The sequence below is a fragment of the Orientia tsutsugamushi genome (assembly GCF_900327275.1).
GTDB classification, from domain to species: domain Bacteria; phylum Pseudomonadota; class Alphaproteobacteria; order Rickettsiales; family Rickettsiaceae; genus Orientia; species Orientia tsutsugamushi.
The window spans coordinates 584,705-599,632 of sequence record NZ_LS398548.1; the positions used below are offsets into that span (position 1 = coordinate 584,705).

Sequence of the window (14,928 nt, forward strand, 5' to 3'; positions counted from 1 at the left end):
ACACAATATAAGAAAAAAAAGAGTGAGGGAGGAAATGCATAGCAATACTAAAGCATTGCTATGCTCCTGCTATTTAAAGCAGCAGATCCAGCAATGGAATATTCTTAGATAAAACTATTTAGTTGCTGCATTGCTTCTTTTTTTATTTTTTCTTTAACAAGAATAGAGTCTAGTTATCACATAATTCAATAATGATTGAACATTAAACTGCTCTGCAGCAGGATCATTAATTAATAATTTAGGTATAAAGACATTACTTAGCATTGCAATACTAACTGACTTAGATGGTACATACCATAACTCACTTCTTGCACAATAATTACCATTATGACCATAAACTTTCTTTCCATTAGCCAATAATCCAATTTTTAATCCATACCCGTAATATGACTCTGTAAATAACTCATTTTCATCTGTATCATTAATCACAGCATGCGATGTTGTCATTTTTATATATGAATCCTTACTAACAATTTGCATATTATGTAAAGCTAAATTCCATTTATGGAGATCATGTACATTAGATATAACTCCTCCTGCAGAAAAAGTAGCAAGCACCCTACTCTGTAATTTTACTAATGATACATCTTTCTGATTCATATCCCGCTGAAACACGCATGTATCTGGAATTCTTTTACTACCTAGCATTTGTATCTTGAATCCTTCTCGAAAAGTTAATAGGTATGTATTATTCATTTTTAGCGGTTTAAATAAATTTTCAGCAAAAAAATCTTTTAGTTCTTGCTTACTCACATTCTCAATGATCAGACCTAAAATAAAATACCCTATATTAGAATAATGGTACTGCCCAACAGATTGTAACTGCTGATCAACAATGGAATTTAATATAATTTGTTTAATTTCCATATCACTCATTTCTGGTCTAAACAACTTTTTAGAAACATCTGAACTGTTTATACCTTTAGGATCTACTATACCGCTAGTATGACTCAGCAGCTGATGAATACTTACTGTATTACTCCAAGCAGGAATTTTGCCATTAAGCCAATAATTCTCAGGTATGTGCTTAGCAATACAATCATCTAACTTTAATTTCCCCTGCTCATGCAGAATCATAATAGCAACTGCAGTCATTGACTTAGTAACAGAAGCAATTGGCATCAAAACATCATACTTTATTTTATGTTGTTTTGTACTGCAATCAAAATGCCCTACTGCTCCTCGAGCAATAATTTTATTTTTATCAGTAGCAATATAATAACTAGCATTAATATTCATATTCTTTAGATAGTTACTAATATCCTTACTCATAGTTTTATTGCTTTTAGCAAAAGAAGCGCTTGGTATTAGTAGTAAAATCAATACTAATAAAATATAAAATTTTGTTATTTTCATTATCTTCATATCTATATTCTTTTATTAAAATAATTTATTTAATTCTTTCTTTAGATATTAACTTTAGCTGTAACTCCTGTAATTGTTTGTCAGTTACAGCTGCAGGAGCTCCCATTAATAAATCTTCAGCCTGTTGATTCATTGGAAATGCTATCACTTCACGAATATTAACAGAATTAGTTAATAGCATTAGTATTCGATCAATTCCAGGAGCAATTCCTCCATGAGGTGGAGCTCCATAGCTAAACGCCCTAATCATTGCTCCAAATTGCTTATCAACCTCATCTTTTGAATAACCAGCTATAGCAAATGCCTTATACATTAAATCTGGCTTATGATTTCTAATAGCCCCACTAGATAACTCAACTCCATTACACACTATATCATATTGAAACGCTTTAATACTAAGTAAATCCTCAACAGTTTTAGCTTTATTAAAAGCTTCTATTCCTCCTTGTGGCATCGAAAAAGGATTATGACTAAATGTTATTTTATTTATTTCAGAATCTAACTGATAAAAAGGAAAATCAATAACCCAACAAAATTTATAACAATCTGTTTTTATTATGTTTAGCTCTTCTCCTACTTTAGCTCTAATTTTAGCTGCAACTTTAGTAGCATCATTTTCTTTATCACAAATAAAAAATATTGCATCTCCATCCTGGCATTTAACCAGTTTTTTAATTTGAGCTAATAATGCTTCATCAAAAAATTTAGCTATAGATCCCTTAACACCATCATTAGTAAACTGAATGTACGCTAGCCCACTAGCACCAAGATGTTTAGCATATTCAATCATTTTATCAAAAAAGCTGCGAGGCCTATTAGCTGACATTGGTGCTGGAATTGCTCTTACAACAGCCCCACAATTAATACTATCTTTTAAGTTAGAAAACTCAGAGCATTGAAAAATATCAGTTACATCACTAATCTGAATAGGATTACGTAAATCTGGCTTATCTGAACCATACCTTAGCATTGACTCATTGTAAGTAATACGTGGAAATGGTATATCAGTAATAGAGTAATTAGAAAATTTTTTAAATGTATCGTAAAGAACTGGTTCAACAAGCCCAAAAACATCTTCTTGAGTAACAAAAGCCATTTCAATATCTAATTGATAAAACTCTCCTGGAGATCGATCAGCTCTTGCATCCTCATCCCTAAAACACGGAGCAATTTGAAAATATTTATCAAATCCTGACATCATTATTAACTGCTTAAACTGTTGAGGAGCTTGTGGTAAAGCATAAAATTTACCAGGATGCAATCTACTTGGTACCAAAAAATCTCTAGCTCCTTCAGGAGAGCTTGCTGTAAGTATAGGTGTTTGAAATTCAATAAAACCATTACTGAGCATCTGATTTCTTAGCTCTTGAATCACTTTTGATCTTAACACAATATTCTGATGTAATCTTGCTCCACGCAGGTCAAGAAAGCGGTACTTTAACCTAGTTTCTTCTGGAGCTTCATATTCACCATTAATTTGTAAAGGTAACTCTTCAGCAAATGATTCAACAACATAACTGCTTACTACTACTTCAACATCGCCAGTACTAATATTCTTGTTAATAGTTTCATTACTTCTAGCAACAACAGTCCCATCCACAGTAATCACAGTTTCAAATTTTATTTTACTAATTTCTGCTTGGATAATAGAACAATCATCATTGAATACAAGTTGAATAATACCATAATGATCTCTTAAATCAATAAACAATAAACCACCATGATCACGCCTTCTATATAACCATCCTGATAACTTAACTTGCAGCCCAACGTGGACTAAATTAAGCTCCCCGCATGTATGTGTTCTGTATTTATTCATATTAAATTATTAGTTATATTTTAATACTTAAAATGATTTTAGATACCAAATGATACAAAATACATTTCATCAATTTTGTATCTAAAAACTAGAAGGTATGATTATAATACTTACAGAGTATAATTACAAATGTCAACATCTCCAAATTATAAATAATAACTTCAAATTATATATTTAATAATAGATCGAATAAGCAACCTCAACTACATTTAGCTTAAATAACAATTCATTTAACAATAAAAAAATATTTAGTTTTAGACTTTAGACTTAAGTTAAATTTATGCTTCAGTATTATTTTCCTGTAATTCTTCCTCCCTAGCTGCAATAATTTCTTTATCACGTTGCCGTGCTATCTTTTTAATTTCATTAATATAAAACCCTGTACCAGCCGGTATTGTTTGCCCTACAATGACATTTTCCTTCAATCCTTCAAGCTTATCTACTTTACCAGCAATAGCAGCTTCAGTAAGAACTCTTGTAGTTTCCTGAAATGAAGCAGCAGATATAAACGATTGAGTTTGTAATGATGCTTTAGTAATACCCTGTAATATTGGACGATATTGAGCTTCCCTTAATCCTTTTGCTTTTAATTTTTTATTAGTATTAATTACTTCTCGTTTATTTACTTTTTCTTCAATAACAAAATTACTATCTCCTGAGTCAGTAATTTCAACTTTTTGAAGCATTCTTGTAATAATAACTTCAATATGCTTATTATCAATTTTAACTCCTTGAAGTCTATAAACTGCTTGAATTTCATTGATTATATATAATCCTAATGCTTCAACACCCATAACTTTTAAAATATCTTGTAATACTGGGCTTCCTTCAATCAACATATCACCTTTTTTAACAACATCACCTTCATTTACTGTCACATGCCTACCTTTAGGTAGAATATATTCAATAGGCTCATGACTCTCATCATTAGGATGCAGTATTAAGCGACGCTTAGACTTATAATCTTTGCCAAATTTTACACAACCATCTATCTCAGCTATAACAGCATGATTTTTAGGTTTACGAGCTTCAAATAATTCTATTACTCTTGGCAAACCACCAGTAATATCTTTAGTACCAGCAAACTCTCGAGGAATACGAGCTAAAATATCTCCAGCACTCACATTCACTCCTTCTTCAACACTCAATATTGAATTCACTGGCAAAAAGTATTCAGCTTCTAATCCATTTGATAAGGTAAGAGGCTGCTTATTCTGATCTAATAAGCAAATTCTAGGTCTTAAAACAACCTCACCTCTACCTTGTTTAGGCTCAATAATTACTCTATTAACAATACCAGTAGACTCATCTATTATATCCTTAACTGAAACTCCATCAATCATATCTTTAAACATAACATAACCAGATTTTTCAGTAACAATAGGCATTGCATATGGGTCCCACACAACTAAAGCTGTACCTTTAGTAACTTCTTGTCCATCAGTCACGAGTAGTATAGAACCATATTGAGCTTTATATCTTGTTATTTCTTGACCTACATTATCAGCCAATATTACCTCACATGATCTACTCATAATAACAGACTTGTTATTAGAGTTTACTACAAAATTTGGATTTATAATCTTAACTCTACCATCAACTATTGCTTCAAAAGATGAAGCTTCAACTCCTCTAGTAGCTGCACCACCAATATGGAACGTTCTCATAGTTAACTGAGTTCCAGGCTCACCAATAGATTGAGCCGCAACAATACCTACTGCTGTTCCTATAGCAACTAACTTACCAGTAGATAAATCACGACCATAACATTTAGCGCATACTCCTTCTTGCAGTTCGCAAGTAAGAACAGAACGTACCTTAATAGAGTTAATTCCTGCTGTATTAATTAACTCAACCTTATACTCATCTATCATCTCTCCTTGTTGTAATATCAACACCTTTGTAACTGGACAATAAACATTACTAACTGCTACTCTACCTAAAACTTGCTCTGCTAAAGTAACTACAATTACTCCTCCTTCAACAACAGCAGTAATGATAAGTCCATTTGTAGTACCGCAGTCCTCTCTTTTAACAAAATAACCATGAGCAGATTCGCTTAACTTACGAGATAAATGGCCTGAAACTTTTGTCTTTACAGCAGTATCAGCTAAACCTTTACGTGTTCCTGGAATTCCAATAAAACATTCAAAAACTGTCAATCCTTCACAAAAATTAGACAAGATAGGTCTATCAATAATTTCTCCTGACGCCTTAGCTATTAATCCTTTACTCCCTATTAACTGTTTAATTTGAGTAACAGAAGATCTAGCTTCAGAGTCTGCCATCATAAAAATTGAATTTAATCTTTCCTGATTAGTTAATCCAACAGAAGTTTGGTCTCCAGCAGCAATGCCTTTCATCATATCATTCGCAACTCTGTCAGTATATCTTGACCATGCATCAATCACTTTATTATATTTTTCACCAGAAGTAATTAATCCTTCAGAGTATTGCCTCTCAAATTCCTGAACCTCAAGTAAAGTATCATTGACATGTTTAGATTTAGTCTCAGGAACTATCATGTCATCCATACCAAATGAAATACCTGACATACAAGCATACTTAAATCCCAATTTCATAAGCTTGTCAGCAAAAACAACAGTAGCTTTTTGACCATAGTAACGATATACCATATCAACAATGGCTGAGATACCTTTTTTAGTCATTACTTTATTAACTACATCAAAACTTATACTATCACCATCAGGTAATAACTCGCCTAAAATTAATCTGCCTGGAGTAGTATTAACTAAAGCCATAACCTTATCTCCATCAGCATTAATAATATATTTTCTAAATTTTATCTTACTATGTAAACTCACAACTTTATTAAACAGAGCATGATGTATTTCTGCCATGCTACCAAATAATCTGCCTTCTCCAACTTCACCATCAATAGATAAAGTTAAATAATAAAGGCCTAGCACTATATCTTTATCAGGAACAATAATCGGCCTTCCATTAGCTGGACTAAGAATATTATTGGTTGACATCATCAATACTCTAGCTTCTAACTGTGCTTCAGTAGAAAGAGGAACATGCACTGCCATCTGGTCACCATCAAAATCAGCGTTAAAGGCTGTACAAACTAAAGGATGTAACTGTATTGCTTTATCTTCAATTAATACAGGTTCAAATGCTTGTATACTCAAGCAATGCAACGTAGGTGCGCGATTTAACAGTACCGGGTGGTGTTTAATTACCTTTGCTAATGCATTCCAGACATCTGGAGTTCCTAACTCAACTATTCGCTTAGCTGCTTTAATAGTAGTAGCAATACCACAACGCTCAAGCTCAGCATAAACAAATGGCTTAAAGAGCTCCAGAGCCATTTGTTTAGGCAAACCGCATTGATGTAATTTTAATTCTGGACCAACTACTATCACAGAACGCCCAGAATAATCTACTCTTTTACCAAGTAAATTTTGTCTAAACCGCCCTTGCTTACCTTTAAGCATATCACTTAAAGATTTAAAAGGACGCTTATTACTATTTTTAACAGCTTTACCACGTTTCCCATTATCAAATAAAGTATCCGCTGATAACTGAACCATTCTTTGCTCATTACGCAAAACAATACCAGGAACTCCATCTTCTTCTTTTTTCAAATATTTTAATCGATTATTACGGTTAATCAATCTTCTATAAAGCTCATTTAAATCTGAAGATGCAAATCGCCCAGCATCTAGCATCACAAGCGGCCTAAGTTCAGGTGGAATAATAGGCAATACAGTAACTATCATCCACTCTGGTTTATTACCAGAACCTATAAAATCTTCAATAAGCTTTAATCGTCTAAGAATTTTTTTTCTTTTAAAGTCAGAATTAATAACATTATTAACTTCTTCTTGCAATGCATTCCGTAAACTTTTCAAATCCAATTCAGCTAACAAAGTACGTATAGCTTCAGCCCCTATACCAACTATAAAATTATCTTCACCATATTCATTCTGTGCTTGCTGAAGCATTTCCTCAGTTAATAAATCACCTTTATGCAAAGGCGACAACCCAGGATCCATAACTATATAAGCTTCAAAATATATTACCCTCTCTAAATCTTTAAGATTCATATCTAATAAAATACTTATACGCGAAGGTAATGACCGCACAAACCAAATATGAGCAATTGGGCTAGCTAATTCGATATGCCCCATTCTCTCTCGTCTGACTTTTGAAGTCGTAACCTCTACCCCGCATTTCTCACAAACAATACCTCGATATTTCATCCGTTTGTACTTGCCACATAAACATTCATAATCTTTAACTGGCCCAAAAATTTTTGCACAAAACAAACCATCTTTTTCAGGTTTAAATGTACGATAATTAATTGTTTCTGGTTTTGTTACTTCTCCATAAGACCATGAACGTATCTGCTCAGGACTGGCAATATTAATCCTAACCTGATTAAATGCTTGTGAACTATCAGCTTTGTTAGTCTTTTTAAAAAAATTAGCAATATCGACCATAACAATACTTTCCCTAAAAAATAACCTTAAACTTTTTTTAATTCATTGAACTAATGAATTTTTATAGAGCTTTAAGAAATAACTCAATAACAAATATTACTCTAAAAGATAAAATTAATAATTCTCATTTTGATTCTCATCTTCTTCATCATTCTCCTCTAACTGAATATTAAGACATAGAGACCTTAATTCTTTAATCATAACATTTAACGACTCAGGAACACCAGATACAAAATTGTTGTTACCACGTATTATTGCTTGATACATTTTAATTCTACCTTCTACAGAATCAGATTTAGTTGTCAAAAGCTCCTGAAGTGTATAAGCTGCACCATATGCTTCCAGTGCCCAACACTCCATTTCTCCAAATCTTTGACCTCCAAAGTGAGATTTACCTCCTAAAGGTTGCTGTGTTACGAGACTATATGGTCCAATAGAACGAGCATGTATTTTTTCATCAACCAAATGATGCAACTTCAATAAATATTGATAACCTACAGTGCATCTTCTATCAAAATATTCTCCAGTCCTACCATCAATAAGCCTCACTTGTCCAGACTTATCTACATCAGCTAACTCAAGCATTTGCTTTATATCTGCAATTTTTGCCCCATCAAACACTGGAGTCGAAAAATATATTCCTTGACGCAACTCTTGACATATCTCAATTAATTGTTGATCATTTACTTGGTCAATAGTATCAGCAATACTATTATTTGCATATATCTTTTTTACAAATTTTCTAATTTCATCAGTACATTGATTATTACCAGAATAATAATCATCAACCATCTTTCCAATCTTCCGTCCTAAATTCACTCCAGCCCAACCTAAATGAGTCTCTAAGATTTGTCCAACATTCATTCTAGCAGGTAACCCCAACGGATTTAATACTATATCAACAACGGTACCATCTTCAAGAAATGGCATATCTTCCTCAGGCACTACTTTAGAAACTACACCTTTATTACCATGCCGCCCGGCCATTTTATCTCCAGGCTGCAACCTATGCTTGATAGCAATGAAAACTTTAACAACCCTTAAAGCTCCTTGAGGTAAATCATCACCACATTGAATTTTCTCTATTTTACTATTAAGCTGACTCGTTAATTGAGCACGAGTAGTTTCATAATGACACTTGATTTCTGAAATCTCATCCATGATACTGCTATTATCTGCTTTCAATTTCAACAATTGCTCGTTAGTTAACTTATTCAGCATAGCTTCATTAAGCTTATCTCCAATTATAATGCTATCTAAACTACAAGCAGCTACTTGCCCTACTAATAGCTCCTTTACCCTAACAATAGTAAAATGTTGAATAACTGCTAACTCATCCTCATAATCTTTGACTAATTTTCTAATTTTTTGCTTCTCAATTGCTAAAGTTCTCTCATCTTTATCTATACCACGACGTGAAAAAACTCGTACATCAATTACAGTTCCAGTAATTCCAGGAGGAACATACAGTGATGAATCCTTTACTTCAGAAGCTTTTTCACCAAATATAGCTCTTAATAACTTCTCCTCTGGAGTCACTGGTGACTCGCTTTTTGGTGTTACCTTACCAACTAAAATATCACCAGTTCGTACTTTAGCTCCAATATTTACAATACCAACCTCATCTAAATGACGCAAACTTTCGTCATTAACATTAGGAATATCTCTAGTAATTTCTTCAGGACCTAAACGCGTATCTCTAGCAACAAGCTCTAACTCTTCAATATGAATTGACGTGTATATATCCTCTTTAACAATTCTTTCAGAAACTAATATAGAATCCTCAAAAGTATACCCATTCCAGGCAATAAATGCTACTAAAACATTACGCCCTAAAGCTATCTCTCCTTTATTAGTAGCTACCCCATCAGCAATAACATCACCTTTTTTTACTATGTCTCCAACATTTACTAATACCTTTTGATTAATACAAGTATTATAGTTTGATCTCTGAAATTTTTTAAGATTATATATATCAACACCAGGAGCTCCAGCATCCTTTTTAACTGAAGTTTTAACAACTATTCTAGTCGAATCTACTTGTTCCACAATTCCATCATGTAAAGCAGCAACAACTGTCCCAGAATCATGAGCAACAACAGATTCAATTCCAGTCCCAACTAAAGGAGCTTGACTCTTTAACAATGGCACAGCCTGCCTTTGCATATTAGCTCCCATCAACGCACGATTAGCATCATCATTTTCTAGAAATGGAATCATAGAAGCAGCAACTGATACAACTTGCATAGGAGTTAAATCAATAAAATCTACTTCTTGAGCAGGCACCATAACAAAATTACCATCATAGCGACAACTAACTAATCCATCAATAAGACAGTCATTAGTACATAAAGAAGTATCAGCTTGAGCTATTTTATATCTTCCTTCCTCAAGCGCAGAAAGATATACTACTTCATCTGTAACACGTCGATTGATAACCCTGCGATAAGGACTTTCTATAAATCCATACCTATTAATTTTAGCAAAAATAGCTAAAGAATTAATTAATCCAATATTTTGACCTTCTGGAGTTTCAATCGGACAAATACGACCATAATGAGTTGGATGTACATCCCTAACTTCTAAAGCAGCTCTATCACGATTCAATCCACCTGGACCAAGCGCAGATAATCTTCTTATATGAGTTATCTGCGATAAAGCATTTGTCTGATCCATAAACTGAGATAATTGAGAAGTCCCAAAAAATTCTTTTATTACAGATGTCAATAATTTAGCATTAACTAAATCGTTAGGCACAACAGCATCAATCTCAACACTTCCTATTCTCTCTACAATAAATTTTGCAATTCTAACCAACCCAGTTCTAAATTGATTTTCAACTAACTCACCTACTGATCTAACTCTACGATTACCTAAATGATCAATATCATCTACTAAAGCTTTACCATCTTTAATGTCAACCAAAAGCTTAATTATCTTTTTTATATCCTCTACAGTTATACATGTATTTTTTAAATCTACATCCAAATTCAGCCTAGAGTTAATCTTAATTCTTCCAACTTCAGAAAGATCATATCTATTATTATCAAACAGTAAACTATCAAGTAATCCACGACTAGCTGCAGTTGTAGCCATTTCACCAGGCTTCAATACTCGAAATATCTCCACTAATGATGATTTTTGATCCTTATTTTTATCTAGAAATAAAGTATTACGCACATATGGACCACATTGCCCACCTACTGCTAAAACCCTAACAGTCGTAATTTGCAAATCATTTACTATTGTTAGGATATCATTAGTAATTTCTTCCCCTACACCTAATAATACCTCACCAGTTTGATTATTAACTAAATCTTCAGCTAACAATTTCCCAACCAAACTATCATTCTTAACTAATATTTGCTTGACTCCTTTATCAGCAAGCATTTTTGCTATCCTAAATGTAATCTTTTGACCCGCATTTAATAATACCTTACCAGTCTGTGCATCAATTAAATCATAAGCCAAATGCTTAGTACTAACTAATTCAGGTAAAAAGTCAACAATCCACCCATTCTCACTTTTTTTATAAGCTGCAGATTCATAATAAAAATTTAGTATGTCATGTGATGACATACCTAAAGCCATAAGCAAAGTAGTAACATAAAGCTTTCTTTTGCGATCAATTCTAAAATATAATAAATCTTTAGCATCAAATTCAAAATCTAACCATGAACCACGATAAGGAATAACTCTTGCTGAATATATTAATTTACCAGTAGAATGTGTTTTCCCATCATCGTGATCAAAGAAAACTCCTGGAGATCTATGCATCTGTGATACTACTACTCTCTCAGTACCATTAATAATAAAAGTACCATTAGCAGTCATTAATGGAATATCCCCAAAATAAACTGCTTGCTCTTTTATACCCTTGATTTCTTTAGAATCGCTTTTATCACTATCATCTAATACAATAAGACTTAAAGTAATTTTTAAAGCAGCAGTATAACTCAGCCCCCTTTGAATACATTCCTCAACATCATATTTAGGCTCATCAAAATCATACCTTACAAACTCTAATATTGCACTTCCATCTAAATCATGAATAGGAAAAATAGAATTTAATACCCCTTGCAATCCCTTGTTTTCACGGCAATCTACAGGCACTCCTAGCTGCAAAAATTCTTTATTATAAGAATTTTTTTGCACTTGAATAAGATTAGGTATCGAAGACACCAAATTTATTTTACCAAAATTTTTTCTAATACGTTTCTTAGATAATAAGTATTGCATATATAATATTATTTTCCTAAATAGCTATAAAGTATAAGCCTAGATTTCATTTATACAACTAAAGATTTAAAACTAATTCTACATCCTGCACTTTCTGTTATATATCAATCTCATACCAAAATTTTATACTGCATGTAACAAGCGCAAAAACAACAACACAACTTAAAGCAAAACATCGATTATAAAGATAGAGTTATACTATCAGCTTCTAAAATAAAATTAAAAACTAAGTAACATAGCGATATAAATAAACCTAAATATATAAAAAATTATTATTTTAACTTATATTTCACATACATATTTAACTAAAATAACCTATTTTAACTCCACTTTAGCTCCAACATTTTCTAACTGCGACTTAATATCTTCAGCTTCTGCTTTACTAATAGATGCTTTTATAACTTTCGGAGCACTATCCACCATTTCTTTAGCTTCTTTTAATGCAAGCCCAGTAATATTCTTTACTATCTTAATAACATCAACCTTTTTTTCCGGAACTGTTGCAAGTATAACATCAAACTCATTTTTCTCTTCTTCAGATTCCTGAACAGGAGCCATAGCAGTAGCTACTGGAATATTACTTGGAATAGAAGACACTCCCCACTCTTCTTCAAGAACTTTGGTTAATTCTAATAATTCAATCACAGAAAAAGTTGATAACATATCAACAGCTTTCTTTACATTCTCAGACATAGTTTTTGACATAATTTTTTACCTTGATAAACATTAAGACTTATTATTTACATAATTTTTCAATATAGTTACTAATTTTACCAATGGAGCATGCGAAACTGTTGCAAATCTTCTTATTGGTATTTGTAACAAACTTAAAAAATTACCTTTATGTGATTCAGATGTAGCTAAACTAGCTAATTGCTCTATATCATTCATTGTAGCAACTTTCTGATCAACAAAGCCACCCACTACCTTTAAACTAGGATACTGATCAGCAAATCTTAAAATAACTTTAGGAACAGTAATATAATCCTCAGAGTAAGCTATAGCTATCGGCCCAGAAAAAATATCAGCTTGCTTTATCTTCAAATTAGCTACTGCAATTTTTGCAAGAGTATTTTTAACAATTTTTAACCTAGCACCAGATACACGCAAATCTTTACGTATTTGTGTTAACTGAGCTACAGTTAATCCATGATAATGGATAGCAACAATTGTGTTAGCATTTTTATATATTCCCTCTAAAAACTTAACAAACTCCTTTTTTTTAGAATACAACATTAACTATCTCCTTTCATTACCGCTTTCAGTAAAATTAGAAATTTCAAGTCTTACAGAAGGCCCCATAGTTGTAGATAAGTATATCCCCTTCAAATAAGTTCCTTTTGCTTCAGAAGGTTTACTTTTTATTATCGCTGAAACCAATGCGTTAATATTAGCTTCTATTTCATCAATAGAAAATGAAATTTTTCCAATTCCAGCATGAATATTCCCAGCTTTATCAACCTTGAATTCCACTTGCCCACTTTTAACTTTTTTAACAACAGCAGCAACATCATTAGTAACAGTACCTAATTTAGGATTAGGCATTAGCCCTTTTGGCCCTAAAATTCTAGCAACTTGACTAACAGCGACCATCATAGCTGGAGTGGTAATATAAACATCGTAATCAATATTTCCTGATTTAATTGCCTCAATAATATCAAGAGACCCAACTATATCAGCTCCAGTTGTTTTAAACTCATCTAATTTCTCTTCTTGACAAATTACAGCAACTTTTACTGTTTTCCCAGTGCCAGATGGCATAGCAGCTATGCCACGCACTACTTGATTAGAATGATTAGGATTAATCCCAAGTTTAATTGCAATGTCAACAGTTTCATTAAATTTTGCAAATGATATTTCTTTAATAATTGAGCATGCTTCACGCACATCATAGCACTTTTGCTTATCAATCTTTGACTTAGCGAGTCTAATATTCTTGCTATAAACATAGCCACCTTTAGCTATTTTATTATTTATATTTAACATTTCTTAGCTCTCAACTATTTCCAAACCCATTGATTCAGCAGACCCTTTGATAATCTTAGTTGCAGCTGCCAAATCATTAGCATTGAGGTCATTCATTTTTATTTTTGCAATTTCTTCACATTGAGATACAGTAATCTTAGCAACATAAGGATCTTTCTTAGGAGCAGCAGAACCTTTATCAATATTAGCATATTGCTTTAAATAATAAGATACTGGAGGAATCTTAATAACAAAAGTAAAACTTTTATTTTCATAAGCAGTAATTTCTACAGGAACTGGAATACCAGACTCCATTGATTGAGTACTAGCATTAAAAGCTTTGCAAAACTCCATAATATTCAACCCTCTTTGCCCTAAAGCTGGACCTATAGGTGGCGAAGGATTGGCTTTACCTGCTGGTATAACAAGCTTTATTAAACCTATAGCCTTACTAGTTACCTTCTTTTTCATCTTTATTTAGCCTAAATTAACAAAATTTATTTTTAAAATTTAATCATTTTTCAACTTTTCCACTTGAGAAAAATCAACAGTTAACTCAGTAGAACGCTGAAATATACTTATTGAAAGTTTTAAAATCTTTTTTGCATAATCAACTTCTTCAATTCTGCCAACAAAAGTTTCAAAAGGGCCATCATTAACTCTTACCTCCTCTCCAATTTGATATTTCTCTAAAAAGGAAGGATCTTGAGCTTTATTTTCTAATTGAACCATCATCTCTTGTACTTCTTTTTCAGTAACTTGTACTATCTTACTTTCATTCCCTGGAAAACGATTCAGCTTTACTACTTTTTGCATAAAGTCTTTTACCTGATCAATCATATCCATCTTAATTAAGATATAACCTGGCATTGTCTTCTTATTAACATTAATAGCTTTTCCTCTTTTCATTTTCACTACTTGTATACCAGGTATAATTATCTCTTCAAAACAATGAGCAATCCCCTTCTTGGCAGCTTTTTCTAAAATAGTTTGCTTAATGCTACTCTCTGAACCAGATGTACGAATTATATACCATTGATATGCCACAATTTTTACCTTACCCAATAATCT

At 32.5% G+C, this 14,928-nt stretch carries 9 protein-coding genes; all 9 read right to left on the reverse strand.

Annotated features, from left to right (window positions below):
- Positions 1 to 153: 153 nt before the first annotated feature.
- A complete protein-coding gene (locus DK405_RS03055; RefSeq protein ID WP_045912105.1) occupies positions 154 to 1,365 on the reverse strand; it encodes a serine hydrolase domain-containing protein in 1,212 nt (403 codons plus the stop codon).
- 25 nt (positions 1,366 to 1,390) lie between these two features.
- Positions 1,391 to 3,184, reverse strand: a complete 1,794-nt coding sequence (gene aspS, locus DK405_RS03060) for an aspartate--tRNA ligase (RefSeq protein ID WP_045912106.1) — start codon at positions 3,182 to 3,184, stop codon at positions 1,391 to 1,393.
- Positions 3,185 to 3,462: 278 nt separating this feature from the next.
- Positions 3,463 to 7,653, reverse strand: coding sequence for a DNA-directed RNA polymerase subunit beta' (gene rpoC / locus DK405_RS03065; protein WP_045912107.1), 4,191 nt, complete (start codon positions 7,651 to 7,653; stop codon positions 3,463 to 3,465).
- Between the two features lie 114 nt (positions 7,654 to 7,767).
- Positions 7,768 to 11,892 carry a DNA-directed RNA polymerase subunit beta gene (rpoB, locus tag DK405_RS03070; protein ID WP_045912108.1) on the reverse strand — a complete coding sequence of 1,375 codons (4,125 nt, stop codon included), beginning with the start codon at positions 11,890 to 11,892 and terminating at the stop codon, positions 7,768 to 7,770.
- A 315-nt stretch (positions 11,893 to 12,207) separates the two neighbouring features.
- Positions 12,208 to 12,597 carry a 50S ribosomal protein L7/L12 gene (rplL, locus tag DK405_RS03075; protein WP_080946207.1) on the reverse strand — a complete coding sequence of 130 codons (390 nt, stop codon included), beginning with the start codon at positions 12,595 to 12,597 and terminating at the stop codon, positions 12,208 to 12,210.
- 21 nt (positions 12,598 to 12,618) lie between these two features.
- Positions 12,619 to 13,128, reverse strand: a complete 510-nt coding sequence (gene rplJ, locus DK405_RS03080; RefSeq protein ID WP_011944334.1) for a 50S ribosomal protein L10 — start codon at positions 13,126 to 13,128, stop codon at positions 12,619 to 12,621.
- Positions 13,129 to 13,131: 3 nt separating this feature from the next.
- Positions 13,132 to 13,878, reverse strand: coding sequence for a 50S ribosomal protein L1 (rplA, locus tag DK405_RS03085; protein WP_045912109.1), 747 nt, complete (start codon positions 13,876 to 13,878; stop codon positions 13,132 to 13,134).
- 3 nt (positions 13,879 to 13,881) lie between these two features.
- Positions 13,882 to 14,328 carry a 50S ribosomal protein L11 gene (gene rplK / locus DK405_RS03090; RefSeq protein ID WP_045912110.1) on the reverse strand — a complete coding sequence of 149 codons (447 nt, stop codon included), beginning with the start codon at positions 14,326 to 14,328 and terminating at the stop codon, positions 13,882 to 13,884.
- A gap of 39 nt (positions 14,329 to 14,367) precedes the next feature.
- The gene (gene nusG / locus DK405_RS03095; RefSeq protein ID WP_045912111.1) at positions 14,368 to 14,922 is read right to left on the reverse strand and encodes a transcription termination/antitermination protein NusG; all 555 of its coding nucleotides are present in this window, start codon (positions 14,920 to 14,922) and stop codon (positions 14,368 to 14,370) included.
- Positions 14,923 to 14,928: the final 6 nt, after the last annotated feature.

What these genes read in the sequence shown, in the direction of transcription:
- DK405_RS03055 (WP_045912105.1), bottom strand. Translation starts at nt 1,365, where the DNA reads ATGAAGATAATGAAAATAACAAAATTTTATATTTTATTAGTATTGATT.
- aspS (WP_045912106.1), bottom strand. Translation starts at nt 3,184, where the DNA reads ATGAATAAATACAGAACACATACATGCGGGGAGCTTAATTTAGTCCAC.
- rpoC (WP_045912107.1), bottom strand. Translation starts at nt 7,653, where the DNA reads ATGGTCGATATTGCTAATTTTTTTAAAAAGACTAACAAAGCTGATAGT.
- rpoB (WP_045912108.1), bottom strand. Translation starts at nt 11,892, where the DNA reads ATGCAATACTTATTATCTAAGAAACGTATTAGAAAAAATTTTGGTAAA.
- rplL (WP_080946207.1), bottom strand. Translation starts at nt 12,597, where the DNA reads ATGTCAAAAACTATGTCTGAGAATGTAAAGAAAGCTGTTGATATGTTA.
- rplJ (WP_011944334.1), bottom strand. Translation starts at nt 13,128, where the DNA reads ATGTTGTATTCTAAAAAAAAGGAGTTTGTTAAGTTTTTAGAGGGAATA.
- rplA (WP_045912109.1), bottom strand. Translation starts at nt 13,878, where the DNA reads ATGTTAAATATAAATAATAAAATAGCTAAAGGTGGCTATGTTTATAGC.
- rplK (WP_045912110.1), bottom strand. Translation starts at nt 14,328, where the DNA reads ATGAAAAAGAAGGTAACTAGTAAGGCTATAGGTTTAATAAAGCTTGTT.